The organism is Mycolicibacterium rutilum, from assembly GCF_900108565.1.
Lineage (GTDB): Bacteria > Actinomycetota > Actinomycetes > Mycobacteriales > Mycobacteriaceae > Mycobacterium > Mycobacterium rutilum.
This window is the reverse complement of the sequence record NZ_LT629971.1, coordinates 5162857-5188336: the sequence shown is the minus strand read 5'-3', so window position 1 is coordinate 5188336 and position 25480 is coordinate 5162857. Positions and strand designations below refer to the sequence as shown.

Annotated in this window: 27 protein-coding genes; 13 read left to right on the top strand and 14 right to left on the bottom strand. The window is 68.9% G+C overall.

What is annotated here, in order from left to right; translation table 11 throughout:
* Positions 1-99: 99 nt before the first annotated feature.
* Positions 100-924, top strand: coding sequence for a hypothetical protein (locus BLW81_RS25285; RefSeq protein WP_083409569.1), 825 nt, complete (start codon positions 100-102; stop codon positions 922-924).
* Here the strand turns inward: BLW81_RS25285 and BLW81_RS25280 are convergent, their stop codons facing one another.
* Genes BLW81_RS25280 through BLW81_RS25270 form a run of 3 tightly spaced genes read right to left on the bottom strand, consistent with a single transcriptional unit; the run spans position 925 to position 3922 of the window.
* Positions 925-2529, bottom strand: a complete 1605-nt coding sequence (locus tag BLW81_RS25280; RefSeq protein ID WP_083409568.1) for a 4-coumarate--CoA ligase family protein — start codon at positions 2527-2529, stop codon at positions 925-927. It abuts the gene before it with no gap.
* 34 nt (positions 2530-2563) lie between these two features.
* Positions 2564-2968 carry an MmcQ/YjbR family DNA-binding protein gene (locus BLW81_RS25275; RefSeq protein WP_083409567.1) on the bottom strand — a complete coding sequence of 135 codons (405 nt, stop codon included), beginning with the start codon at positions 2966-2968 and terminating at the stop codon, positions 2564-2566.
* 39 nt (positions 2969-3007) lie between these two features.
* A complete protein-coding gene (locus BLW81_RS25270; RefSeq protein WP_083409566.1) occupies positions 3008-3922 on the bottom strand; it encodes a LysR family transcriptional regulator in 915 nt (304 codons plus the stop codon).
* Between the two features lie 106 nt (positions 3923-4028).
* Here BLW81_RS25270 and BLW81_RS30190 point away from each other — a divergent pair, with 106 nt between their 5' ends.
* Genes BLW81_RS30190 through BLW81_RS25260 form a run of 3 tightly spaced genes read left to right on the top strand, consistent with a single transcriptional unit; the run spans position 4029 to position 5778 of the window.
* Positions 4029-4292 carry an FAD-dependent oxidoreductase gene (locus tag BLW81_RS30190; protein ID WP_197680343.1) on the top strand — a complete coding sequence of 88 codons (264 nt, stop codon included), beginning with the start codon at positions 4029-4031 and terminating at the stop codon, positions 4290-4292.
* Entirely contained in the window at positions 4259-5173 is a 915-nt protein-coding gene (locus BLW81_RS25265) for an FAD-dependent monooxygenase (RefSeq protein ID WP_197680342.1), read from the top strand. The genes BLW81_RS30190 and BLW81_RS25265 overlap by 34 nt, the downstream gene beginning before the upstream one ends.
* Positions 5170-5778: a DedA family protein gene (locus tag BLW81_RS25260; RefSeq protein ID WP_083409565.1), complete on the top strand. Its 609-nt coding sequence runs from the start codon at positions 5170-5172 to the stop codon at positions 5776-5778. The genes BLW81_RS25265 and BLW81_RS25260 overlap by 4 nt, the downstream gene beginning before the upstream one ends.
* A gap of 244 nt (positions 5779-6022) precedes the next feature.
* Here the strand turns inward: BLW81_RS25260 and BLW81_RS25255 are convergent, their stop codons facing one another.
* Both BLW81_RS25255 and BLW81_RS25250 read right to left on the bottom strand, forming a co-directional pair.
* Complete coding sequence (locus tag BLW81_RS25255) at positions 6023-8044, bottom strand: cadherin-like domain-containing protein (RefSeq protein ID WP_083409564.1); 2022 nt, start codon at positions 8042-8044, stop codon at positions 6023-6025.
* Complete coding sequence (locus tag BLW81_RS25250; protein ID WP_157897833.1) at positions 8038-9591, bottom strand: cadherin-like domain-containing protein; 1554 nt, start codon at positions 9589-9591, stop codon at positions 8038-8040. The genes BLW81_RS25255 and BLW81_RS25250 overlap by 7 nt, the downstream gene beginning before the upstream one ends.
* Before the next feature lie 198 nt (positions 9592-9789).
* On the opposite strand from BLW81_RS25250, the gene ligA reads away from it, so the two are divergent.
* Both ligA and BLW81_RS25240 read left to right on the top strand, forming a co-directional pair.
* Positions 9790-11898, top strand: a complete 2109-nt coding sequence (ligA, locus tag BLW81_RS25245; RefSeq protein ID WP_083409562.1) for an NAD-dependent DNA ligase LigA — start codon at positions 9790-9792, stop codon at positions 11896-11898.
* 63 nt (positions 11899-11961) lie between these two features.
* A complete protein-coding gene (locus BLW81_RS25240) occupies positions 11962-12216 on the top strand; it encodes a metallothionein (RefSeq protein WP_083410808.1) in 255 nt (84 codons plus the stop codon).
* 3 nt (positions 12217-12219) lie between these two features.
* Here the strand turns inward: BLW81_RS25240 and BLW81_RS25235 are convergent, their stop codons facing one another.
* From BLW81_RS25235 to BLW81_RS25210, 6 genes are all read right to left on the bottom strand, one after another.
* Positions 12220-13800 (bottom strand): polyamine aminopropyltransferase, encoded by a 1581-nt coding sequence (locus BLW81_RS25235; RefSeq protein WP_083409561.1) that lies wholly within the window; start codon positions 13798-13800, stop codon positions 12220-12222.
* A complete protein-coding gene (locus tag BLW81_RS25230; RefSeq protein WP_083409560.1) occupies positions 13797-14255 on the bottom strand; it encodes a DUF350 domain-containing protein in 459 nt (152 codons plus the stop codon). Before BLW81_RS25230 ends, BLW81_RS25235 begins: the two co-directional genes overlap by 4 nt.
* 34 nt (positions 14256-14289) lie before the next feature.
* Positions 14290-14724, bottom strand: coding sequence for a DUF4247 domain-containing protein (locus BLW81_RS25225; RefSeq protein ID WP_083410807.1), 435 nt, complete (start codon positions 14722-14724; stop codon positions 14290-14292).
* Positions 14721-15221, bottom strand: coding sequence for a DUF2617 family protein (locus BLW81_RS25220; RefSeq protein ID WP_083409559.1), 501 nt, complete (start codon positions 15219-15221; stop codon positions 14721-14723). The genes BLW81_RS25225 and BLW81_RS25220 overlap by 4 nt, the downstream gene beginning before the upstream one ends.
* Positions 15222-15230: 9 nt before the next feature.
* The gene (locus BLW81_RS25215) at positions 15231-15842 is read right to left on the bottom strand and encodes a DUF4178 domain-containing protein (protein WP_083409558.1); all 612 of its coding nucleotides are present in this window, start codon (positions 15840-15842) and stop codon (positions 15231-15233) included.
* An 81-nt stretch (positions 15843-15923) separates the two neighbouring features.
* Positions 15924-16589 (bottom strand): ACT domain-containing protein, encoded by a 666-nt coding sequence (locus BLW81_RS25210; protein WP_197680341.1) that lies wholly within the window; start codon positions 16587-16589, stop codon positions 15924-15926.
* A gap of 70 nt (positions 16590-16659) precedes the next feature.
* On the opposite strand from BLW81_RS25210, the gene gatC reads away from it, so the two are divergent.
* The 4 genes from gatC (at position 16660) to gatB (ending at position 21143) form a co-directional block, all read left to right on the top strand.
* Positions 16660-16959: an Asp-tRNA(Asn)/Glu-tRNA(Gln) amidotransferase subunit GatC gene (gatC, locus tag BLW81_RS25205; RefSeq protein WP_083409557.1), complete on the top strand. Its 300-nt coding sequence runs from the start codon at positions 16660-16662 to the stop codon at positions 16957-16959.
* A complete protein-coding gene (gatA, locus tag BLW81_RS25200) occupies positions 16956-18443 on the top strand; it encodes an Asp-tRNA(Asn)/Glu-tRNA(Gln) amidotransferase subunit GatA (RefSeq protein ID WP_083409556.1) in 1488 nt (495 codons plus the stop codon). Before gatC ends, gatA begins: the two co-directional genes overlap by 4 nt.
* 78 nt (positions 18444-18521) lie before the next feature.
* On the top strand, positions 18522-19553 hold the full coding sequence (locus BLW81_RS25195; protein ID WP_083409555.1) for an ATP-dependent 6-phosphofructokinase: 1032 nt from the start codon (positions 18522-18524) through the stop codon (positions 19551-19553).
* A gap of 87 nt (positions 19554-19640) precedes the next feature.
* Positions 19641-21143: an Asp-tRNA(Asn)/Glu-tRNA(Gln) amidotransferase subunit GatB gene (gene gatB, locus BLW81_RS25190; RefSeq protein WP_083409554.1), complete on the top strand. Its 1503-nt coding sequence runs from the start codon at positions 19641-19643 to the stop codon at positions 21141-21143.
* A 13-nt stretch (positions 21144-21156) separates the two neighbouring features.
* Here the strand turns inward: gatB and BLW81_RS25185 are convergent, their stop codons facing one another.
* Positions 21157-21756, bottom strand: a complete 600-nt coding sequence (locus BLW81_RS25185) for a TetR/AcrR family transcriptional regulator (RefSeq protein WP_083409553.1) — start codon at positions 21754-21756, stop codon at positions 21157-21159.
* Between the two features lie 101 nt (positions 21757-21857).
* Here BLW81_RS25185 and BLW81_RS25180 point away from each other — a divergent pair, with 101 nt between their 5' ends.
* Together BLW81_RS25180 and BLW81_RS25175 are read left to right on the top strand one after the other, a co-directional pair.
* A complete protein-coding gene (locus tag BLW81_RS25180) occupies positions 21858-22598 on the top strand; it encodes a 3-oxoacyl-ACP reductase family protein (protein ID WP_083409552.1) in 741 nt (246 codons plus the stop codon).
* A gap of 6 nt (positions 22599-22604) precedes the next feature.
* Positions 22605-22922 (top strand): DMT family transporter, encoded by a 318-nt coding sequence (locus tag BLW81_RS25175; RefSeq protein WP_083409551.1) that lies wholly within the window; start codon positions 22605-22607, stop codon positions 22920-22922.
* Positions 22923-22926: 4 nt separating this feature from the next.
* Here the strand turns inward: BLW81_RS25175 and BLW81_RS25170 are convergent, their stop codons facing one another.
* A complete protein-coding gene (locus BLW81_RS25170) occupies positions 22927-24048 on the bottom strand; it encodes a PQQ-dependent sugar dehydrogenase (RefSeq protein WP_173839675.1) in 1122 nt (373 codons plus the stop codon).
* A 137-nt stretch (positions 24049-24185) separates the two neighbouring features.
* Here BLW81_RS25170 and BLW81_RS25165 point away from each other — a divergent pair, with 137 nt between their 5' ends.
* Positions 24186-25016, top strand: coding sequence for a DoxX family protein (locus tag BLW81_RS25165; protein WP_083409549.1), 831 nt, complete (start codon positions 24186-24188; stop codon positions 25014-25016).
* On the opposite strand, the gene BLW81_RS25160 is transcribed toward BLW81_RS25165, so the two are convergent.
* Positions 25013-25360, bottom strand: a complete 348-nt coding sequence (locus BLW81_RS25160; RefSeq protein ID WP_083410805.1) for a PH domain-containing protein — start codon at positions 25358-25360, stop codon at positions 25013-25015. The two genes, BLW81_RS25165 and BLW81_RS25160, sit on opposite strands and share 4 nt — an antisense overlap.
* Positions 25361-25480: the final 120 nt, after the last annotated feature.

The window sequence follows — 25480 nt, the reverse complement described above, 5'->3', positions numbered from 1 at the left end:
CCGGACGTGTAAGAATGCTTGCACAGGACGTCCGTTGTCTTTGCCCCCGATCAAGGAATGGTGCCCGGAGTGAATCCGCGTCTCGCGGCAGGTGCCGGAGTGTTGTCAGCATTTCTGCTGCTGAGCGGATCGGGCGCGGCAGTCGCGTTCGCCCATCCAGGGAATTCGCACGGCAGCGACCGCGGCAACAGCTCGGATCGCGGCAGCAACAACGGCCGTGGGTCCAACAGCGGCAAGGGCAACAGCGACCGTCGCGACTTCCAGTCCGGGCGCAATGACAACCGCGGCGGGGGCCGCGACAACGACAACAACAATCGCAGCGCCACGACCGGCAAGTCCGGCGCCAGCCCCTCGTCGCGGGTCGGCTCCGGGCGCAGCGAGCCGCAACCGCCGTCGAGCAACCGATCGGCCGCCGCCTCCAGCCCGGCGCCGGCCAGTCGGTCGGCGGCGAGCGCGTCGGACAACAGCGCTGCCAACCGTTCGGCGGTCGGCAGCGAGTCGGTGATCGGCAGCGGATCGGTGTCGGCGAGTGACGGGGGCGCCGTCTCGACCGCCGGGTCGGATCAGCCCGGTGCGCCGGCGTCGGCGTTTCAGGCCCCGCAGGTGACTTTCGGCAACGGGCGCACCCCTGTCTACGGCGGCGGCGACGCGCCTCGAGCCCCGTGGCAGCCGTCCGCCCCGGCGGCGGTCGCCGAGCCCGCGCCGCCCCCGCCGGCGCCGCCACTGCCCGCTGCGCCATCACTGGGAGACCGGCTGGCCACGTCGTCGGCGATCGCCCGGCAGTTCGTCGGCCCGCCCGCCGCCGAACCCGGCGGCCCGCTGTGGGGCATCGCCGGCCTGCTGCTGATTCCCGCCGCGGGTGCTGCGCTCGGCTACCGCCAGGCGCGGGCCGCACAGGCCGCCGAGCGGTTGCGCCGGGTCTGATCAGCCGCGCAGATCCTTGCGCAGGATCTTGCCCGACGCCGACTTCGGCACCGCGTCGATGAACGCCACCTGGCGCACCTTCTTGTAGGGCGCCACCTGCCCGGCGACGAACTCGATCACCTCGTCCTCGGTCAACTCCGCGCCAGACTGCTTGACCACGAACGCCTTTGGGATCTCCTCACCGTCGGCGTCGTTGACACCGATCACCGCGGCGTCGGCGATGTTCGGGTGGCTCAGCAGCACCGCCTCGAGTTCGGCTGGCGGGACCTGGTAGCCCTTATATTTGATCAGCTCCTTGAGCCGGTCGACGATGTACACGCAGCCGTCGGCGTCGACCTGGGCGAGGTCACCGGTGTGCAGCCACCCGTCGTCGTCGATGGTCTCTTTGGTGGCTTTCTCGTTGTTGAGGTAGCCCGCCATCACGTTGGGGCCCTTGAACCACAGTTCGCCGGTTTCGCTCAAACCCTCTGCCGGCGGGTTGATTTCGTCACCGGTCTCCGAGTCGACGATCTTGGACGCGGCGTTGGACACCGTCCAGCCGACGGAACTGAGCGGCGCCTCGGCCTTCATGTTGAGCCGGCCGCCGTCGAACGGGGTGATGTGGCTGACCGGGCTCAGCTCGCTCATGCCGTAGCCCTGCACGACGCGGCAGCCCAGCCGCTCGGCGACGGCGTGACCGAGGTCGGCGTCCAGGGGAGCCGCGCCCGACATGACGACATTGAGCGAGGACAGGTCGTAGTCGTCGATCAAGGGGTGCTTGGCCAGCGCGACGGCCACCGGCGGGGCGATGAACGCGATTGTGCACTTGTGGTTCTGGATGTTGCCCAGGAAGTCGCCGAGGTCGAAACTCGGCATGATCACCAACCGGGCGCGGGCGTGCAGTGCGGCGTTGAGCAACACCGTCATTCCGTAGATATGGAAGAACGGCAGCACCGCCAGCACGACGTCGTCGGGGGTCATCCCGTGCAGCGGCCGGATCTGCGCGACGTTGGCGACCAGGTTGCGATGGGTGAGCATGACGCCCTTGGGGTTGCCGGTGGTCCCGGAGCTGTAGGGCAGCACCGCCAGGTGCGACGACGGTGCGAAGCTCACCTCCGGCGCCGGCTGTCCGGGACCCATCAGGTCCGCCGCGTTGGGGTGGCCGTCGGCATCACGGCCGGCGCCGTCGAGCACCACGAGGTCGTCGTCGGCGATGCCGGCGGCCGCAGCGGCTTCCTTGGCCTGCGCCAGCAGCGGGGTGACCGTCACGAGCATGGTGGCCTTCGAATCGGTCAGCTGCTTGGCGATGTCGGAGGCGGTGAACAGCGCGTTGATGGTGGTGGCGGTTGCGCCGGAGCGCAGGATGCCGTGGAAGGCGACGGCGAAACCCGAGCTGTTGGGCGACAGCAGCCCGACGACGTCGCCGACCCCGATGCCGCGGCCGGCCAGCGCACCCGCGAACGCGTCGACACGGCCGATGAGCTCGCGGTAGGTGGTCTCGCGGCCGGATTTCGCGTCGACGAGCGCGACCCGGTCGAGGTCACCATCGCTGATCGTGCCGAACAGATAGTCGTAGACGCTGGTGGACGGGATCTCGACCTCAGGGAAGGGGCTCGCGAAGCTCATGGCTCCGATCGAACCATGGCGGCGCGTTCGCCGGTCAACGTTGGTCCAGCAACCTGACGAGTTTCTTGGGTGCGGTCAACCGGAACGACGCGTCGATCAGTTCGCGGACCTCGTCCCAGTCGGGTTTCTTACGGGCCGTCAGATCCAGACCCAGCCAGCCGAACGGGCCCATGTAGGCGGGGAAGAAGAACCGGTCATCCTGCTCGAGGGCCTGGCGGTCGGACTCGTCGACCTTCACCAGGATCGAGTGCGGGTACTGGAGGTACTCGCCCTTGCCTTGAGGTTTCACGCTGCCGCCGTACATCACGAACATCTTCGGTGCGCAGAACACCGGCCGGCCCCAGGAGACTTTCTCGAACGCCTCGGGGAAGCCGAGGGCGATCTCGCGCACCTCGGCCAGCCCGAAGTCGTCGTCGCGGAACATGATCGGATGCGGCATGCCGGTCAGGGTAGCCGCATGAACCGACACCCGTCCCCGTCAACGCTGCGGCGTTTTCCCCGCGGAGTGCATCAGTCGACGCGTGCGGTCGCGCAGCAAGTCGTGGGTGCGGTCGTGGTGATTCCGCGGATGCCACGCCATACCGATCGCGATGTGCGGCAGGGTCAAGGGGATGGGGAACGTCCGCAGACCGAGGGTGTCGAACATCGTGCGCCCGAGTCGTGCGGGGGCGACGCAGACGACATCGGTCGACCGGGTCAGATGCAGCGCGCTGGCGAAGTTGGGCAGTACGGCCGCCACGTGCCGGTGCAAGCCCAGCTCCGCGAGTTGTTCGTCGATGGGGCCGCGGGCACGTCCCCGCCGCGACACCACGACATGTTCGGCGGCAGCGAAGCGGCGGGGCGTAACGGTCTTCACCGCGGCGAGCGGATGGTCCGGTCGTATCACGCCGACCAGCGTCTCGGTGAGCAGAGTCTCCGAACGGATTTCAGGTTCAACCGTTCGAATGATGCCGATTTCCAGATCGACGACTCCGTCCCGCAGCGCGTGAGCATCCTCGAGTCCTTCCGGACGCACCCGCAGTGAGATGCCGGGCGCCTGTACGCGCAGATCGTCGATGAGCGACGGAATGAATGTCGCCGACAACATGTCGGCGACTTGCAGATTGACCATGCGCACGGCGGTGCGGGGATCGGCGGCGCCCGACGGCTGGAACACTGCGCGCGCTCTCGCCGCGATCGCCTGAACCTCCGGGCGGAGTTCCAGCGCGCGAGGGGTGGGGACGAGGTCACGGCCTGCGCGCACGAAGAGGGGGTCGTCGAGGGCGCGACGCAGACGGGCGAGGGTGCGGCTCATGGCCGGAGTCGAGGTGTGCAGGCGTGCGGCCGCCTTGGTCACGCTGTTCTCCGCGAGCAGCGCGTCCAGCGCCTCGATGAGGTTCAGGTCGTAGTCCATCCGCCGATTATCAGATATGGAAGGACTACATATCAACGTTGCACTGGAGTCAATCGGTGCGCGTCGTTAGCGTCGATGGCAGAACAGCGAGCCGGGAGGAACCTGCATGAACACTCACCCACAACCGATGATGCGCGCGGCGGTGATTGGCGCCGGAATCGTCGGGCTGACCACCGGATTGGCGCTGCAACGCGCCGGCGTCCAAGTCACGGTCTACGAACGCGCTCCCGAAATCCGTTCCACCGGGACAACTCTGGGGCTATGGGTCAACGCCATGGCGGTCTTCGACACCCTCGGCGTCGGAGAGCAGATACGAGCCAACGTAAGCCCGGCGAGATGTACTTCCACGACGCAGACGGACGCCTGCTGACCACGCCGGAATTCGGTGTCGAGGACCACCGGTTCCTGTTGGTGCATCGGCGCATGCTGAGCGACCTGCTCGCCGACGCGGTCGGGCGTGAGAACATCCGCGTGGGAGCGGGGTTCGAGTGCTACGTCGAGCATCCCGACCACGTCGACGTCCGGTTCGCCGACGGCAGCGCGGACACGGTCGACGTGCTGATCGGTGCTGACGGGGTCTACTCGACGGTGCGCGAACAGTTGCTGCCCGGCGTTACGGCGCAGGAACACCCCGGCCATGACGTCTGGCGGGCAGTCATTCCCAACCCTGGCCTGTCGATGCCCGAAGACCGGCTGATTCTCGGGACCCACGGATGCCGCGGAGGCTACGTACGGACACACGACGGATTCGTCTACTGGTTGGTGAACCAGTTCAACACACCAGCATTGGCCGGCACCCTCAAACACCAGGCCCTGCAGCGAGCCGCACACCTCGGGGCCGATGGCGAAAACAGCATCCTGCACCAGTTGATCACTGCGACGCCCGAGGAAGCGATATTGCACAACCAGATCATGATCGTGCCACCACTGGCGCGCTGGGCGTCCGCACGCGTCGCGCTGGCCGGCGACGCGGCCCACGCCATGTCGCCACACATCACCGCCGGGGCGACGCTGGGGGTGGAGGATGCCGCGCTGCTCGGTCGACTGCTCACCTCACCCGCCGACGTGCCCGCCGCACTGGACGCCTACGAGACGGATCGCATGCCGCGGTACGCCCACGTCGCGGAACTGTCCGCCGCGGTCGAACATGCCGCCACCCCCGCACAATTCGCGCGGAACTACGCCGCATTCCACCATTGGATGCTCAACGCGCCACTTGTGCGCCTGGCGCGCCAGAACGCCGCGCCATGATCGATTGGCTAGGCCTCGCCGAGGCCATGATGTCCTCGCCCTGGCTGTACTGCATTCTGCTCGGGGTCTCACTGCTCGACTCGGTGCTCCCCGCCATTCCGAGCGAGCCGGTCATCGTCATGGCGGGCGTGTCCGCGGCCGGCGGCCAGGCGCAACTTCTGGCCGTGGTCACCGCCACGTCGGTCGGTGCCTTCCTCGGCGACATGATTCCCTACGGGCTCGGTTATCTGCTGGCCGACGGCGTGAGAAGGCGGCTGCCACAAGGGAGCAGGCGGCGTAGCACCCATGACTGGTTGAGTAGCGAACTCGACAGCCGCGCCGGCTACGTGCTCATCACCTCGCGCTTCATCCCGGTCGGTCGCTATCTGGTCACGCTCACCGCAGGGATCACTCGGCTTCGTTGGGCGAAATTCGCTGCGTTCACCGCGATTTCGTGTGCGGCATGGAGCACGTACACCGTTCTCACCGGTTATGCCGGTGGCCGGTTGTTCCAGGACAACACGTTCGTCGCGATCGGCGTCGGCATCGGGCTGGCGGTGTTCACCAGTGCCGCGATCGAGGGGACACGGTACCTCCAGCGGCGGCGTCGGGCGCGGGTTCGTTGACCGCCCGTTCGGACGGCGAGCTCGTCGCGATCCCGTCGCCTCCTTCGCCGATCACGATGTCCGCACATTGTGGGACCACCTCCGCGCGCTGTACTTCGGCGGTTATGCGATGTGGACGCATCACGGTGCGGTTCGTCTTCCTCGAACCCGGCGTCACTGTCGCCGAAGGAGCGCCGCAAGACGGCCAGACCTTGCGCCGCCTTGCACGTGGAGTTCCGGAGGCGGGGCGGGCCCAGCAACCGCGCTACAGGGTGATGTCCGGGGACAGCAACTCGAAGAGGAACAATGCCGCCGCGGAGTTCTCATCCACCCCGCTGGCGTAAAGCGTTCCGTCCGGCGCGTATTCGATCCAGAACAGGCGCGGACCATCGAGGACTGTGTGGACGACCTCGTCGGTGGCGGTGTCGATGATCAACACAGGGTAGGTGGCGTCCGGCGAGCCCAACAGTCCGAGGGTGCCGATCACGAGCGTGGTCCCGTCGGGGCCGGCCGTCACGGAGTAGAGCGGAGCAGCGGCCGCGTCGATGTCGGTAACGATCGTGTCGACGACGACTCCGTCCTCGAGCACGCTGATCGACGAGTCGCCCGTGTTCACGACGTACACCTTGCCGTTGGCCGCGACCACCGCGCCCGGTCGAACGCCCACGTCGATGGGGTCGCCGGCCTGTCCGGTCGTGGTATCGATGATCGTGAGGAAGCCGTTCGCCGATGACTCTCCTCCGAAGCTCGTCACATAGAGCTGATCGCCCACCAGCGTCAGCCCCGCACCCCTGCCGGGAAGCTCGATCTGATTCAGCTCGGCAGCGGGCGGAGCGAGAACGTCGATCAAGGTGACGGTGTTCGTGCCTTGGTTGACGACGTAGAGCACGCCGTCCTTTTCGGCGGCGAGGCCAGGTGTATCTCCGGCGGGCCACGCCTGTCCCTGCGCTCCGGTCGTGAGGTCGAACTCCGTGGCGGAGTCACCGCCCTGCACAGTCACGTACAACGTGTTGTTCGAGACATACATGCCGACGGGTGCGCCTCCGGTGGGGATGGGATTTTCCAGCAGTCCGGTTTTGGTGTTGTAGACCAGGATGCCGGCGTTACCCGGGTTCGCGGCGAACAGTCGATCACCGGCGAACACCATGTCGAACGGCGGCAGACCGCCAGGCGTGTTGACGGTCTTTGTATTCACGTACATGCCGCCGCCGACCTCAACGTCGGTCACCGTGACCGACACCGGATCGTTGACGCCGTCGCTCACTGACACTGTGAAGCTGACGGTTTCGGTTTCGTCGGAGAGCGCGGCCCGGATCCGCTCGATGGTTGTCGGTGTGTAAGTGAAGCTCCCGTCGTCGTTGACGACGAGCCCGGTGGGGCCGCTGATCACGGAGTAGGTGAGCTCGTCGGCATCTTTGAGATCGTCTACCGCGTTCAGGTTTCCGATGACCAGACCGGTCGCCGGGGCGGGATCGCCGAACGTGGGATCCACCGTCGGCGGAGTGTTGGTCGGTGGTGCGGCGTTGACGGTGACGGTGACGGTGGCCGTCGAGCCGCCGTTGAGGGTGTAGGTGAAGTTGGTGGTGCCGGTGTAACCGGGGGTGGGTGTGAATTGGATGGTGTTGCCGGCGTTGGTGATCGCGGCGGTGCCGCCGGCGGTGGGTTGGGTGATGGTGGTGACGGTTTTGGGTCCGCCGTCGACGTCGGTGTCGTTGGTCAGCACGTTGACGGTGACCGGGGCGCCCGCGGTGGTGGTGGCGGAGTCGTTGACTGCGGTCGGGGCGTCGTCGACGGGGGTGACGGCCAGGGTGACGGTGGTGCTGTTGCTGGTGGCGCCGTTGTTGTCTTTGACGGTGTAGGTGAAGCTGGCGGTGGTGGTTTCGGTGCCGTTGTGGGTGAAGCTGACGGTGCCGTCGGGGTTGGCGGTCGCGGTGCCGTTGACCGTTGTTCCGATGACGACGGTGGCGGGGTCGATGGTGCCGTCGGTGTCGGTGTCGTTGTCGATCACGTCGACGATGACGGTGCCGCCCTCGGCGACGGTTCCGTTGTCCGCGTTGGCAACCGGCGCGGTGTTGGGTGGTCCGGCGTTGACGGTGACGGTGACGGTGGCCGTCGAGCCGCCGTTGAGGGTGTAGGTGAAGTTGGTGGTGCCGGTGTAACCGGGGGTGGGTGTGAATTGGATGGTGTTGCCGGCGTTGGTGATCGCGGCGGTGCCGCCGGCGGTGGGTTGGGTGATGGTGGTGACGGTTTTGGGTCCGCCGTCGACGTCGGTGTCGTTGGTCAGCACGTTGACGGTGACCGGGGCGCCCGCGGTGGTGTGGCGGAGTCGTTGACTGCGGTCGGGGCGTCGTCGACGGGGGTGACGGCCAGGGTGACGGTGGTGCTGTTGCTGGTGGCGCCGTTGTTGTCTTTGACGGTGTAGGTGAAGCTGGCGGTGGTGGTTTCGGTGCCGTTGTGGGTGAAGCTGACGGTGCCGTCGGGGTTGGCGGTCGCGGTGCCGTTGACCGTTGTTCCGATGACGACGGTGGCGGGGTCGATGGTGCCGTCGGTGTCGGTGTCGTTGTCGATCACGTCGACGATGACGGTGCCGCCCTCGGCGACGGTTCCACTGTCCGCGTTGGCAACCGGCGCGTCGTTCTCACCGTCGGGGCGGATCGTGACCGTTACCGTCAGCGTGTCGGCGTGCGACTCGCCCGCGGCGTGGACGTGGAAACCGGCGGCGGCGTCCGTGCCGGTGAGCGCGAACCCGTCTGCACCGGCATAGCCCGCATCCGGTGTGTAGCTGACCTGGTTGCCGACGATGGTCACCGTGCCGTTGCTCGGGCCATGGTCGGGGTGAACCGAGTAGACGATCGTGTCGCCATCCTCGTCGGTCGCCGGGAGCGACCCGATCACTGTTGCCGCGCTGTCCTCGTCGACGGTCAGGCTGATGTCTTGGCCGATCTCGGGGCTCCTGTTGACCAAGGTCTGATTGAACTGACGCCGCGTCCACGCCAGCAGGCCGAACAGCATCGCGTTCTCGAACGGCCCGCCCGGTGCCACGAACGGCTCGATGAAATTGAGGACGACGTTGACCGCGCCCGCGATGAGCGCCGCCGGCACGGAAAGCAGCGTTTCGACGAGCGACGGCGGCGGCGTGGTCACCGGCGCGACGTCGGCCACCTCGGCGGCCGCCATCGAGAACGTCTCTGCTGCAGGCAGATCGACATTCATCGCTGCCGTTCGAGTTCCGCTGACAGTGCCGTCCTCGTCGACCCCGCCGGCCGTGCGCTGACTCGAGCCGGGCGGATCTGCCGGCGTGAGCGGTGCGGTGCTGCCCCCCTTCGCGGGCTCCGGAGAGGTGGTCGGTGCCGCGCCGGACGGTGTGACCGGGCCGTTGTCCGGCTGGCTGACGGGAGCCGGTGGCGGCGGGGCAGTGGGGGTCGGTGCCGTCGGGACGTCGGTGGTCGGGGGTTCTACCTCTTCTGGCTCCGGATCGCCCGACGTGAGCGCACCGCCGGAACTGCTGACGACGACCGTTGGCGCCGAGCCGTTGTCGATCGTCGTGGTGGTGCCGGAAACCGGCGATTGTTCAGCAGGGGAGGCGAGATCGCCGGCAGGCGGGTCCGCGGGAGATTGCGGCTCCTGCGGTTGGGTCGACTGTTGCGCGCCGGTCGCGTCGGAGAGCGACTCGGTCGTCGTGTCCTCGGCCCACGCTATCCCCGGCTGGGATGCAACCGCAGCACCCACGCCCAGCGCTACGGCCAGAGCCCCGACCCGACCGATGTAGTTCGCATACCCCATGTGAAAGCCCCCCGTGCGCGCTGCGTGCCCGGTGACACGCAACTGGTTCACCGCGCGACGTTATTGGCGACAGCGTCAGTAAGGAATCGGGTGTTTCCCTACGTTTTTGTATTTTCAGCGTCATCGCAAGTGAACGAGTAGGGGCATACCGCGGGGTATTTGCTGGATCAAGAACGTCGCTGCGCGGACGCCGGTTCCGCGGTGTGAGGGCTCGTCGTCGCTGTCGGCGCGCTCGGTTAGCCTTCGAGAGTGAGCGCCAAGGCAACTCCGGATCCCGAGACGACGCTGGCTCAGCAGGCCGAAGACGGCCCCGACGCCGATCTGCGTCGGCAGTGGCAGGAACTCGCCGAACAGGTCCGCGAGCACCAGTTCCGGTACTACGTGCGAGACGCTCCGATCATCACCGACGCCGAGTTCGACACGCTGCTGCGCGAACTGCAGGCACTCGAGGACGAGCACCCGGAGCTGCGCAGCCCCGACTCGCCGACACAGCTGGTCGGCGGCGCCGGCTTCGCCACCGACTTCACCCCCGCCGACCACCTCGAGCGGATGCTGAGCCTGGACAACGTGTTCACTCCCGACGAGCTCGCCGCCTGGGCGGGCCGGCTCAAAGGAGAGATCGGCGACGACGCGAAGTTCCTCTGCGAGCTCAAGATCGACGGGGTGGCGCTCTCGCTGGTGTACCGCGACGGCCGGCTCGAACGCGGCGCCACCCGCGGCGACGGCCGCACCGGCGAGGACGTCACGCTCAATGCCCGCACCATCGCCGATGTGCCCCAAAAGCTCTCCGAGAACGACGAATTCCCGATACCGAAGGTTCTCGAGGTCCGCGGCGAGGTGTTCTTCCGGGTCGCCGACTTCGAAGAACTCAACGCCGGCCTCGTCGCCGAGGGCAAGCCCCCGTTCGCCAATCCGCGCAACAGCGCCGCCGGTTCGTTGCGGCAGAAGAACCCCGCGGTCACCGCGCGCCGCAAGCTCCGGATGATCTGCCACGGCCTCGGCCACACCGAGGGCTTCAAACCCAAGACGTTGCACGACGCCTACCGCGCGCTCAAGGCGTGGGGTTTGCCGGTCAGCGCGCACACCGCGCAGGTGCACGGGCTTGACGCGGTCAGCGAACGCATCGCCTACTGGGGTGAACACCGCCACGATGTCGAACACGAAATCGACGGTGTGGTCGTCAAAGTCGACGATGTCGCGCTGCAGCGGCGGCTCGGCTCGACGTCGCGGGCGCCGCGGTGGGCCATCGCCTACAAGTACCCGCCCGAGGAGGCGCAGACCAAGCTGCTCGACATCCGGGTCAACGTCGGGCGCACCGGGCGGGTCACCCCGTTCGCGTGGATGGAGCCGGTGAAGGTGGCCGGGTCGACCGTCAGCCAGGCCACGCTGCACAACGCCTCGGAGGTCAAACGCAAAGGCGTGCTCATCGGCGACACCGTCGTCATCCGCAAGGCCGGTGACGTCATCCCCGAGGTGCTGGGCCCGGTGGTGGACCTGCGCGACGGCTCCGAACGCGAATTCGAGATGCCGACGCACTGCCCGGAGTGCGGCACCCAACTCGCACCCGCCAAGGAGGGCGACGCCGACATCCGCTGCCCCAACACCCGCAGTTGCCCGGCGCAGTTGCGGGAGCGCGTGTTTCACGTCGCCGGCCGCGGGGCGTTCGACATCGAAGGGCTCGGCTACGAGGCGGGCATCGCGCTATTGCAGGCCGGCGTCATCTCCGACGAGGGCGACCTGTTCACCCTCACCGAAGACGATCTGCTGCGCACCGAGCTGTTCACCACGAAGAACGGCGACCTGTCGGCGAACGGGAAGCGGTTGTTGGCCAACCTGTACAAGGCCAAGGCGCAGCCGTTGTGGCGGGTGCTGGTCGCGTTGTCGATCCGCCATGTCGGTCCGACGGCCGCGCGTGCACTGGCCACCGAGTACGGCAGCCTGGACGCGATCATGGCGGCCTCCGAAGCCGAGCTCTCGGTCGTCGAGGGGGTGGGCCCGACGATCGCCGCCGCGGTGACCGAATGGTTCACCGTCGACTGGCACCGCGCCATCGTCGACAAGTGGCGCGCCGCCGGGGTGCGTATGGCCGACGAGCGCGACGCCAGCATCGAGCGCACCCTCGAAGGCCTCTCGATCGTCGTCACCGGCTCACTGACCGGCTTCTCGCGCGACGACGCGAAGGAGGCCATCGTCGCGCGCGGCGGCAAGGCCGCCGGGTCGGTGTCGAAGAAGACCGCCTACCTCGTCGCCGGAGACTCACCCGGGTCGAAGTACGACAAGGCGATCGAGCTCGGCGTGCCCGTTCTCGACGAGGACGGCTTCGTCGAGCTGTTGCAGAACGGCCCGCAGAGCGGCTGAGCCCGCGCGTTTGTTCGCCGCATCCACCGGGCACCCGAAGGGGCGAACCGACAAGGAGTGGTGATGGCGATCTGCGATACCTGCGGCAACGACTACGACAAGGCGTTCACGGTGACGTGGCCCGACGGCCGCAACGCGACGTTCGACAGCGTGGAATGCGCGGCGGTGCAGCTGGCTCCGGAGTGCGCGCACTGCGGATGTCGCATCCTGGGACACGGAATCGAGACCGAAGAAGCGATCTTCTGCTGTGCGCACTGCGCCCGCAAGGACACCAACGCCGACGTCAACGACCGCTGGCCGGTCCCGGCGGGCGGCTGACGGTCAGCGGTACCCGCGCCGCACATCGTCGACGACGCGCGGGTGATCCAGCGTCGACGGCTCCAGCTCGCGCGACGCGGTGTCGCCGCCGAACACAGTGGCGGCGTCCAACGCTCGCTGGTCGAGATACCGCAGCGGCGGGGCGCCGGCCGGAACCGTCGGTGTCGGGGCCGTCGCGCCGCGACGCGCCAGCACGAAACCCCAGTCCCCGAACGTCGGCACGTGCACGTGGTACGGGGTCACCGCGTAACCGGCCGCCCGAATCGACGACACCGTGCGCCAGTACGCGTCCGGCGTGGAGAACGGGCTGCCCGCCTGCACCGAGACCAGGCCGTCGGGTGCCAGGACGCCGCTGATCAACGCGTAGAACTCCACGGAGTACAGCCGCCCCAGCGCCGGGGTGTCCGGATCGGGCAGGTCGACGATCACCGCGTCGAAACCCCCGACGGGCACACCGTCGGGACGGTCGCGCAGCCACGTCATCGCGTCGTGGATGACGACGTGCACGCGGGGGTCGTCCAGCGCGCCTGCGTTGGCGTCACGCAGCGTCGAGCGGGCCACGTCGATCACGGCGGGATCCAGCTCGACCTGCACGATGTTCTCGATCGCGTTGTGCCGTAACAGCTCTCGAGCCGCCAGGCCGTCGCCGCCGCCGAGTACGAGCACCGAACGCGGACCGTCCGCCAGCGCGGGGTAGACCAGGCTCTCGGTATAGCGGTACTCGTCACGCGTCGAGAACTGCAGTCCGCCATCGAGATAGAGCCGGGTGTCGGCCCCGCGCCGGGTGACGACGATCTCCTGGTAGGCCGACTGCCGGTACGCCACGATCGGATCGCCGTAGAGCCGTTGGCGTGTCGAGGTCTGGATGCCGTCGGCGCCGGCCAGCAGCGTCACCAGCAGCGCCAGCGCCGCCGCCAGCGCGATGAGCGCGGCGGCCAGTTCGCGTCCACTGACGATGCGGCGCAGCAGAAACAACGCGACCACCGCCGCCGCGACCACGTTGATGATCCCGGTGGCCGCCGCGCCGCGGATCATGCCCAGCTGCGGGAGCAACAGGAACGGCCACAACAGACCGCCGATCAGCGCACCCAGGTAATCGGCGGCGTTGAGGTTCGCCAGCACCCGTCCGGTGTCGGTGTCGGCCGCGACCCGCCCGCGCTGCAGCAGCGTCATCAGCAGCGGCACCTCGGCGCCGACCAGGCCTCCGATCAGCGCGGTGCCGATCGCCAGCACCCACAGCGAGCCGCCGATGAACGCGAACGCCACGTACAGGGCGGCCGCCGACAGTCCGCCGACAATCGCCAGCGCGATCTCCACGGCGATGAAGACCGGCCCTGCGCGGTGCAGCACCGGTTTGACCAGCAGGGCGCCCACGCCGAGTGCCGCGACGTAACCGGCGACGATCAGCGACATCGCGGTCACCCCGCCACCGTGCAGGCTGGTCGACAGCGTCAACAGCGCCAGCTCGTAGACGATGCCGCACGCCGCGCACGTCGCGACGGCCGCGAACAGCACCGCGCGCCAGCGCGTGGCCGACCCGCCCAGCCGCGGGGTTGGTGTCGAGACGTCCCCGGTCACCGTCATGACAGCGCCGCGGCGTTCACCCCTCCCACGGCCAGCAGCATCACCGCGGTGGCGATGGCAGCCGGATGCAGCCGCTCCTCGCCGATCAGGTCGCGGAACCGGCCGGGCACGACGGCTTCGAGCACTACCAGCGCGACCCCCTGCAGCACGACACCGACGAGGCCGTACACGGCGGCGTCGACGAGTCCCTGGCCCAGGTCGTTGGAACTGGCCACGATCGCCGAGATCACCACGATCGCCAGGGCGGCGTACATCCCCGACGCGACGGCGACCGCGTTGGGTCGCCGCTCGACGAACACCAGCCGGCGCAGGTTGCCCGGGGTCAATGCGTCGGCCATCGCGAACCCCGCGGCGAGGACCGCGACGCCGATGATGAAGTACAAGACCGCGGCGACCACGTTCTGGACGAGGTTCTCGCCGCTGATGGTGCCGAACTCGACCATGGCCACAATCATGGGTTCTCCTTAGCTGATCGGCCTGACGCGCTTGTCATTTCGTCCCGCCCGGTCCGCCGGGGCTGCCGCCTGAACCGCCCGCCGGTGCGCCGGGAAAGAAGCCCGGCCCGAGGAAGATGAAGCCGCCGCCCATGTATCTGCCGCCGCGCACGTCTTCGACGCGGATGGTGCACGGCCGGTCGCCGGCGGGCCCGACGATCACGATGTCGTCCTCGTAGCGCAGGTACTCGGTGCCCCGGTCGCTGGCTCGCGCCTCGGGGCTCTGGTACTCGGCGAGCCGGTCGGCGACCTCGCTGGGGGACCCGGTGCACTCGTAGCTGTCGGCTTCGGTGGTGCGCGAGTAGGCGGCGTAGTTCTCCTCGATGTGGGTGCGAATGTCGCGGTTCTGCAACGAGATTCCCAGGACCAGGCACGCGATCCCGGCGGCCGCGAGGCCGGCGGCGAGCAGGAACAGCGCGGTGCGGCTCACCGCTGCCACCGGCTGGTGGTGTGGACGACGGTGCCGCCGGCCTCACTCGGATACAGATGCCAGGTCTGCCACCGCCATCCGGCGGGGCCCGGTTCGGCGCACAGGGCGGTCAGCGCCGCGTCGTCGCCGGGGAAGACCCCGCCGAGCCAGCCGCCGTGCCGCTCACAGTTGTCGCGCAGCGTGTGCGCCAGCCGGTGGAAGTCGGCGGCGCCGCGGATCTCGGTGCGCGACCGGATGCGGTACCCGGGGGCGGTGGCGTGGCCGGGCAGTGCCGCGTCGGACTGCGCGGTGCACGAAACCTCTTCGGAGAACGCGTGATCGGCGGCGTCGACGGTGACGAGGTGCGACGCGCCGAGCACACCGAGGGTCAGGGTGGTGCCGTCGGGGTGGTGCAGCACCCGCGTGGCCAGTGGGGTAGGGGCGGGGGCGTTGAGCGCGAGGCGCAGCGTGGACCCGGACACGTCGGCCGGGCTCACGGCGAGTCGATGAAGCGGCACCCGGATGCCCTAGCTTGTCGGCGGCGGCGCGGGGTAGACCGTGAGCTCGCCGGGCCGCACCGGCGTGCCGGTCGAGATCTCCCAGGGCATGTCGGGCGCCCACCGCTCGAATCCGAGCAGGAGCGTCTCGTCGGCGTTGGCGTAGTCGACGAAGTCCATCTCGCCGCCCGCGGGCAGCCCCGTGGTGCCTTCGGTGGTGAAAGATGCGTGGCCGCGCTCGGTTTCCCGACACTGCTGGCCGTCGACGACGAGTTCACCGTCGGGCTGCAGCGCGAGATCCTTGCGACGCGTCCACATCATCAGCTCGAGGCGGCCCTCGTCCTCCTCGACGCTGAACCACACCGGCTCCGGCCCGCCCTCGAGCAGGTGCTCCCACCAGACGAACGGGCCCTGCCGCAGGGTGACGCTGCCGCGCACGACGTAGTCGATGCCGCCGTGCGCGACGATGGCGCCGGGCCCGAGTTGGCGCGGCCCGAACTGCGGCATCGTGGCCGCGAACTTCAGCGGGTCTTCGCGTCCGGACGAGCGGGCGGGCTTCTTGGGCCGCTGCAGCGCCTTGACCAGAACGATGATGGCCGCGATGAGGAGCACGGCGGCGAGCAGGATCAGCAGCGTGTCCACGCGGAACCTTCCGTTCGACGTTGAGCGGTGCGGTCAGTGGCGATCGCTGCCAACGGTAACAGCCGTTCAGGGCGCCGGAAGTCAGCGCAGGATGGTCGCGACAATACCCGCCAGATACCCCAGCCGCGCGACCTCGGAGGGCCGAAACAGCGGGCCGCCGGGGCGGCCGAGTACCACCGCGGTCGCGGGGTCGCCGAGCGGGGCGGCGGCCAGCGTGGTGTCCATGTCGCGCCACCACTTTGGCACCCAGTCGGCGTCGGCGTCGAGGGCCTCGGCGTGGTCGAGCGGCAGCCACGGCGTCTGCGCGGCCTGTGTCTCGGGGGCGCCCGGGCTGCCGACGACCCGTTCGGGGCCCGCATCGGTCAGCCGGATCACGCTGGTCCACCCCACGCGCAGCACCCGCGGTGCCTCGTCGACGAGCACCTGCAGTTTGCCGTCGCGGGGTGCGGCCGCGATGTGGTCGATCAGCTCGAGTTCGCGGTGCGCCTCCAGCAGCCCGGTGTGCGGCCGGATGCTGTCGACGTAGACGCCCTTGATCTGCTCGGCGGCGGTGATCAGCATGTCGGGCATCGCGCCCGCGGGCAGTTCGACGACGATGTCGTCGACGGCGTACCCGGCAGCCCGCTCGACGACGTCCAGCGACAAGATGTCGGCGCCGACGGATCCCAGCGCCACGGCCAGTGAGCCGAGGCTGCCTGGTCGATCCTCGAGCTGGACCCGCAGTAGGTACGAACGCACGCGCAACACTGTTTCACAGCACCAGACGCCGAGCATTCCGGCCTCAGCCGGCCGAACGGCGATGACTAGGCTGCGTGTCGTGTCGCAAATCTCCCGAGACGAGGTCGCCCATCTGGCGCGGCTGGCCCGCCTCGCTCTGACCGAGGACGAGCTGGACAGCTACGCCGGGCAGTTGGACGCCATCATCGGCCATGTCAGCCAGATCCAGGCCGTCGACGTCGCCGGCGTCGACCCCACCGACAACCCGCTCACCGACGTCAACGTGTTCCGCCCCGACGTCGTCACCCCCTGCCTGTCGCAGGAGGAGGCGCTCGACCAGGCGCCCAAAGCGGCCGAGGGCCGGTTCGCGGTGCCGCGGATCCTCGGGGAGGCCGAATGAGCGACTCCGAGCTGATCCGGCTGGACGCGGCGACGCTGGCGACCCGGATCGCCGCCAAGGAGGTGTCGTCGACCGAGGTCACCCGCGCGTGCCTGGACCAGATCGCGGCGACCGACGATCAGTACCACGCGTTCCTGCATGTCGCAGAGGAGCACGCGCTCGCAGCGGCCGCCACCGTCGACGCCGCGGTGGCCGCCGGCGAGACGCTGCCGTCACCGCTGAGCGGGGTGCCGCTGGCGCTCAAGGACGTGTTCACCACCACCGACATGCCGACCACGTGCGGTTCCAAGATCCTGGAGGGGTGGACGTCGCCGTACGACGCGACGGTGACGATCCGGTTGCGCGCCGCCGGGATCCCGATCCTCGGCAAGACGAATATGGACGAGTTCGCGATGGGTTCGTCCACGGAGAACTCTGCCTACGGCCCGACCCGCAACCCGTGGAACGTCGACCGCGTCCCGGGCGGTTCGGGTGGCGGCAGTGCGGCCGCGCTCGCGGCGTTCCAGGCGCCGCTGGCCATCGGCACCGACACCGGCGGCTCGATCCGTCAGCCGGCGGCGCTGACCGCGACGGTCGGCGTCAAACCGACCTACGGCACGGTGTCGCGGTACGGGCTGATCGCGTGCGCGTCGTCGCTGGACCAGGGTGGGCCGTGCGCGCGCACGGTGCTCGACACCGCGCTGCTGCACCAGGTGATCGCCGGCCACGACCCCCGCGACTCCACCTCCGTCGACGCCGCGGTGCCCGACGTGGTGGCCGCGGCCAGGGCGGGGGCGTCGGGCGATCTGACGGGCGTCCGAATCGGTGTGGTCAAACAGCTGCGTGGCGACGGCTACCAGGCCGGTGTGCTGGCGTCGTTCAGCGCCGCCGTCGAACAGCTCACCGCGCTGGGCGCGGAGGTCAGCGAGGTCGACTGCCCGCACTTCGACTACTCGCTGCCCGCCTACTACCTGATCCTGCCCTCGGAGGTGTCATCGAACCTCGCCCGTTTCGACGCGATGCGCTACGGGCTGCGGGTCGGCGATGACGGAACGCACAGCGCCGAGGAGGTCATGGCGATGACCCGCGCCGCCGGGTTCGGCGCGGAAGTCAAGCGGCGCATCATGATCGGCACCTACGCGCTGTCGGCGGGTTATTACGACGCGTATTACAACCAGGCGCAGAAGGTGCGCACGCTGATCGCGCGCGACCTCGACGAGGCCTACAAGAAGGTCGACGTGCTGATCTCGCCGGCGACTCCGACCACGGCGTTCCCGCTGGGGGAGAAGGTCGACGACCCGCTGGCGATGTACCTGTTCGACCTGTGCACGCTGCCGCTGAACCTCGCGGGCCACTGCGGGATGTCGGTGCCGTCTGGGCTGTCGTCGGACGACAACCTGCCGGTCGGGCTGCAGATCATGGCGCCCGCGCTGGCCGACGACCGGCTGTACCGCGTCGGCGCCGCCTACGAGGCCGCGCGCGGAGAGTTGCCCACCGCGCTCTAGACCCGCCGAGCGCACGGTAGTTGAACGCAAACGCCGACAGAGGGCGCGAACAACCGTGCGCTCGGGGAGGATGAAGACATGCGGATCGGAGTGCTGACCGGCGGCGGTGACTGTCCTGGACTGAACGCGGTGATCAGAGCCGTGGTGCGCACCTGCGACGTGCGGTACGGCTCGTCGGTTGTCGGATTCCTCGACGGCTGGCGCGGGCTGCTGGAGAACCGGCGCATCCAGCTGGCCAACGACGACCGCAACGACCGGCTGCTGGCCAAGGGCGGCACCATGCTCGGCACCGCGCGGGTGCATCCCGAGAAGCTGCGCGCCGGGCTGGACCAGATCAAGCAGACCCTCGACGACAACGGCATCGACGTGCTGATCCCGATCGGCGGCGAGGGCACGCTGACCGCCGCGCACTGGCTGTCCGAGGAGAACGTGCCGGTCGTCGGCGTACCCAAGACCATCGACAACGACATCGACTGCACCGACGTCACGTTCGGCCACGACACCGCGCTGGGGGTGGCCAGCGAGGCGATCGACCGGCTGCACAGCACCGCCGAATCGCATCAGCGGGTGATGCTCGTCGAGGTGATGGGACGGCACGCCGGCTGGATCGCGCTCAACGCCGGGCTGGCGTCGGGCGCGCACATGACGCTGATCCCCGAGCAACCGTTCGACGTCGAAGAGGTCTGCCGGCTGATCAAACAGCGCTTCGTGCGCGGTGATTCGCACTTCATCTGCGTGGTCGCCGAAGGCGCCAAGCCCGCCGAGGGGTCGATGCAGCTGCGCCAGGGCGGCATCGACGAATTCGGCCACGAGCGGTTCACCGGTGTCGCGCAGCAGTTGGCGCTCGAGGTGGAAAAGCGGATCAACAAAGAGGTGCGGGTCACCGTGCTCGGCCACGTACAGCGCGGCGGCACGCCGACGCCGTTCGACCGCGTGCTGGCCACCCGCTTCGGGGTCAACGCCGCCGACGCCGCGCACGCGGGGGAGTACGGGATGATGGTCTCGCTGCGCGGCCAGGAGATCGGCCGGGTGCCGCTGGCCGACGCGGTGCGCCAGCTGAAGCTGGTGCCGCAGAGCCGCTACGACGACGCCGCCGAGTTCTTCGGCTGATTTCGGTGGTTCACTCTGCGTGCAGGGCGCAAAACTGCGAGTGGCCACCGCCGTAAGCGCAGAGTCGACGGCATTAGACTCGCCACCATGACTGCTGTGACCGCCGAACTGCTCGACTACGACGACGTCGTTGCGCGCTACGAGCCGGTGCTGGGTCTGGAAGTACACGTCGAACTGTCCACCGCGACCAAGATGTTCTGCGGGTGCGCCAACCAGTTCGGCGCCGAACCCAACACCCAGGTGTGCCCGGTGTGCCTGGGGTTGCCCGGGTCGCTGCCGGTGCTCAACCAGCAGGCGGTCGAGTCGGCGATCCGGATCGGGTTGGCGCTCAATTGCGAGATCGTGCCGTGGTGCCGGTTCGCCCGGAAGAACTACTTCTATCCGGACATGCCGAAGAACTACCAGATCAGCCAGTACGACGAGCCGATCGCGATCAACGGCTACCTGGAGGTGCCGCTCGACGACGGCAGCACCTGGCGCGTCGAGATCGAGCGCGCGCACATGGAGGAGGACACCGGCAAGCTGACCCACCTCGGCAGCGACACCGGTCGCATCGAGGGCGCCACGACGTCGCTGATCGACTACAACCGCTCCGGCGTTCCGCTGATCGAGATCGTCACCAAGCCGATCGAGGGCACCGGGTCGCGCGCACCCGAGATCGCCCGGGCGTATGTGACCGCGTTGCGAGACCTGTTGCGGGGGTTGGGCGTATCCGACGTCCGGATGGATCAGGGCTCGATGCGCTGTGACTCCAACGTGTCGCTGAAACCGGTCGGGCAGAAAGAGTTCGGCACCCGCACCGAGACCAAGAACGTCAACTCGCTCAAGAGCGTGGAGGTCGCCGTCCGCTACGAGATGCGGCGGCAGGCGGCGGTTCTGGACGCCGGTGGCCGAGTCACCCAGGAAACCCGGCACTTTCACGAGGACGGGTACACATCGCCCGGCCGCAGCAAGGAAACCGCCGAGGACTACCGGTATTTCCCCGAACCGGACCTGGAGCCGGTCGCGCCCGACGCCGAATGGGTCGAGCGGCTGCGCGCCACCATCCCGGAATTGCCGTGGGTGCTGCGCAATCGGATCCAGGAGGAGTGGGGCATCTCCGACGAGGTGATGCGCGACCTGGTCAACATCGGCGCGCTCGACCTGATCGCCGCCACCGTCGAGCAGGGCGCGTCCAGCGATGCGGCCCGCGCGTGGTGGGGAAACTTCCTGGTGCAGAAGGCGAATGAGGCCGGGGTGGAACTCGACGCGCTGCCGATCACGCCGGCACAGGTGGCCACGGTCGTCGCGCTCGTCGACGACGGCAAGCTGTCGAACAAGCTGGCTCGTCAGGTCGTCGAGGGCGTGCTCGCCGGCGAAGGTGAGCCCGAGCAGGTGATGAAGGACCGCGGTCTGGAGGTCGTGCGCGACGACTCCGCGCTGCAGTCGGCCGTCGACGAGGCGCTGGCCGCCAATCCCGATGTGGTCGAGAAGATCCGCGGCGGCAAGGTGCAGGCCGCGGGAGCGATCGTCGGCGCGGTGATGAAGGCCACCAAGGGGCAGGCTGACGCGGCTCGCGTGCGCGAACTGGTGCTCGCGGCCTGCAGCTGAGCCGACGGCCCGATCAGGTCGACACCAGAGCGTCCCAGGCCGCGATGGCGGACTCCGCGATCGCCGACAGCTTCGCGCGGTCGGCGCCGTCGCGGGCCTGGATCGCCATGCCGTGGTTGACGGTGTTGTAGAACGCGGCGATCGTCGCGGCGTCGGCCCCGGCCGGGACGTCGCCGTCGGCGATCCCGCGTTCGATGCGCTCGGCGAAGTCCTTTTCCAGTTCGAGCCGAAGACCCGACAGATGGTTGTGCACGGTCTGGCTGCGGTCGGTACACGCTGACAGCACGATCATGCAGCCCGGCGGCAGCCCGGGCTCGGTGAAGGCGATCGCGTTGTGGCGCAACGACTCTGCGATGGCCTCGCGGGCAGTCGGCAGATCCCGCAGTGCCGCGGCCACCGCGGCACCCTCCGTCGCGTCGTAGTGGGCGACGGCTTCGCGGAACAGTGTCTCCTTGGAGCCGAACGCGCCGTAGAGGCTAGGCGAGTTGATGCCCATGGCGGCGGTCAGGTGGCTGATCGAGGTGGCCTCGTACCCGTGTTCCCAGAACACCTCCATGGCGCGGCGCAGTGCCTCGGCGCGGTCGAACGCGCGAGGTCTGCCGCGGGTGGCCATCGCACCTACCTTTCTGTAACGACCGACAAGAAAACCATTGACAAGTGTACGGTGCGGGCTCAATTATTTAGTGATCGATACAAAAATATGAGGAGGCTGGGATGGCTGAACTGTCCGGAAAATCAGCGCTGGTGACCGGGGCCAGCCGCGGGATCGGCGCCGAGATCGCGGTCCGGCTGGCCGAGCTGGGCGCCGACGTCGCGGTGACCTACGCGCAGTCCAAGGAGCGTGCCGACGCGGTGGTCGACCGGATCGCCGCGCATGGTCGGCGCGGGCTGGCAATCCGGGCCGACAGCGCCGTCGCCGGGGACGTCATCGCCGCGGTCGACGAGACCGCCGCCGCGTTCGGCGGCCTCGACATCCTGGTCAACAACGCCGGGGTGTTCCCCTTCGGGCCGATCGAGGGCGTGCCGCTGGAGGAGGTCGACCGCACCCTCGACATCCATGTGCGCGCGGTCTATCTCGCGAGTCAGGCGGCGGTGCGGCACATGCCCGACGGCGGTCGGATCATCAGCATCGGAAGCAATCTCGCCGAGCGGGTGCCGGCACCGGGCGTGACGTTGTACGCGATGAGCAAGGCCGCGCTGCTCGGCTTCACCCGCGGCCTGGCCCGGGACCTGGGGGAGCGCGCCATCACCGTCAACCTCGTGCAGCCGGGCTCCACCGATACCGACATGAACCCGGCCGACGCCCCGGGCGCCGACAGTCAGCGCGCCTTGTCGGCGCTCAAGCGCTACGCCGCGCCCGGCGAGATCGCCGACACCGTTGCGTTTCTCGCCGGAGACCGCGCGGCCAACATCACCGGCGCGGTTCTCACCGTCGACGGTGGAACGAATGCGTGACGCGCGATGGCGTGGGTGATCCTGGTCGTCGCGGGCCTGCTCGAGATCGTCTGGGCGATCGCGCTCAAACAGTCCGACGGCTTTGCACGGTTGTGGCCCAGCGTGATCGGCGTCGCCGCCGCGCTGCTGAGCTTCGTGCTGCTGACGGTGGCGCTGCGCCACCTGCCCGCGGGAACCGGTTACGCGGTGTGGGTCGGGGTCGGCGCGGTCGGGGTCGCGGTGGCGGGGATGATCCTGCTCGGTGAGTGCGCCAGCGTCGGACGCATGGTGTTCCTGGCCGTCATCGTCACCGGGATCGTCGGGTTGAGACTCGTTGACGGGTGACGGATTACGTGGCGTCCTCGTTCTTGCGCGGGAAGCCGCCGCCCTGCGGGAACAAGGGGAACACCACGTCGTCGAGCTTCTGCGCGTCGCCCGCGGTCTTGTTCACCGTGCCGCCCCACACGTTGCCGTCCGGCGACATCGCCAACGCCCACGCGTGGCCGTGCTGGTCCTGCCGGACCACCTCGGGATCGCCGGTGACCGCGCCGGTTTCGGGCGCCATCCGCACCGCGACGGTCTGTTTGGTGTTGACCAGGTTGACCAGCACCGTGCCGTCGAGCGCCGCACAACCGGCCACCCCCGGCCGGTCCGGCCAGGTCCACACCGTCGAGGTCTTGGAGTCCTTGGTGATCCGCTGCAGCCGGTCACCGGTGGGGGTGCTGTCGGTGACGTACAGCGAGCCGTCGGAGGCGTCGATGCACATGCCGCCCCCGGCGCCCAGGCCGGACAGCGCGGTCGTCGTCGGGGCCTGATCGACCGTGGTGGGCTGCTCGATGCGCAGCAGCTTGCCTGCCAGGGAGCCCGGATTGCCGGCGTCGGCCGGGTTGCCCGCGTCCCCGGTCTGCACGAGCAGCGTCGTCGGGCTGGTGAAGATCAACGAACCCGTGTTGCCGCTCGGCCCTTTCGGGATGCCGGTCAGGATCGGCTTGGGGATGTCGCCGTCGGCGATGCGGATCACGCGGTTGTCGCTCGGGGTGCTGACATAGGCGTACATCAGCCGGTCCTGTTGATAGGTCGGCGACATCACGATGTCCATCAACCCGCCATCACCGGAACCGTCGACCGGCAGCGTGGTCTTGACCTTCGGCTCGGCCCGCACCGAGATTTCCTTGACCACACCGGTCGTGCGCTCGGCCACCAACGCCGACTGGCTGTCGGGCAGCATGATCAGGCCGCTGGTGCTCTCCAGGCAGCCCTGCATCACGCCCGGCGCCGGGCACTCCTTGGGAAACGGGGTCGCCGGCAGTGGGGGTGGCGGCGGCGGTGTCGACGTCGGACCCGGCGCGAGCTCGGGTTCGGTGGTGAACGGCTGGGACTGCGCATCGTCGAAACGCGCACATCCGGACCCGACGAGCAACGCCGCGCACAGCACAGCGAACACACCCCGCAGCGGCCGGCGCACATTCATGCGAGCCAGGTTACGGATCATTCCGCCGGGCGTGCCACGCGCACCCGCGCCCGCAGCCCTGTTGAGCTCGCGAATTGGAGTGCAGAAGCGCCGCGCCAATACGCGGCTACCGGGTGAATTGCACTTACCCTGGCCATGTGACCAGTCATCCCAATGACCCACGCACCTGGCAGCGGCCCGACGACGCGGCCGGGCGACCGGTGTCGGCGAGCCTGGTCGACCCCGAGGACGATCTTCCGGCGGCCAACTACGGCGGCGACTTCGAAACGACCGCGATACCGCACTACGACGCCGGTGCCGCCGCGCCCGCCGCACCCGCGTTCGGCCTGCTCAACGAGCCCGAACCACTGCCCTACGTGCAGCCCGGCGGACGGCACGCCATGGGCGGCTACGGCGCCGAACCGGCCGAGATCGAGCCCGACCCACTGACCCGCGGATCGGACCGGCGCGGCACCCTCGACCTCGGCCTGCTGCTGCTGCGGCTGGCGATCGGCGTGCTGTTCATCGGCCACGGCCTGCAGAAGGCGTTCGGCCTGTGGGGCGGGCCCGGCCTCGACGGCTGGCAATCCGAGCTGTCCGACATGGGCTTCCGCTACTCCGACATCCTGACCTACGTCGCCACCGGCGGCCAGATCGCCGCCGGCGTGCTGCTGATCCTCGGGCTGTTCACCCCCGTGGCTGCCGCAGGAGCGCTGGCCTATCTGGTCACCGGCGTGCTCGCCGAGGCGATGACCGCCCACGAAGAGGCCCGGCTCTCGGACTTCCTCACCGACGGGCACGAGTACCAGGTCTTCCTCGCCTGCGCCGTCGCGGTGCTGGTGCTGACCGGGCCGGGCCGCTACGGGTTCGACGCCGGCCGGGGTTGGGCGCGGCGGCCGTTCGTCGGATCGTTCGTCGCGCTGGTGCTCGGCGTCGGCGCGGGCGTGGCGATCTGGGTCGTCCTCAACGGCGGCAATCCGTTCGCCTAGTCCGTCGAGTACGGATTGGGCACCCGCCCGCCGCTGGCCTCGGTCAGCAGCGGCAGCGTCGCGAAGGTGACCGCGGGCAGGCGGATGTCTCGGCCGTCCTTGAGATGGGCGTAGGCCGACGAGCCCTTGCCGAACCGCAGGCCGTCGACGTCGTCCCACCGCACGGTCTCGCTGCTCAGCAGCGTGCGCGCGGTCACGCCGTCGCGGTCGGCGACGGTGCGGTTGCGCACCACATAGGCCGACAGCCCGGCCGGGATCACCAGCAGCGCCAGCACCCACGGCAGACCCGCGAGGACCAGCGTCAGCAGGCCCAGCACCAGGAACGCGACGGCGAAATGCGCCATCGGGGAGATCCGGATGACGACGGGGGTGGGATCGGCGTCGGAAGTCACCCGGCCATCTTCGCATCGACCCGCAATTTGACCTGTGACCAGTGCGGAGGCTACCGTCGACAGTTATGCAGA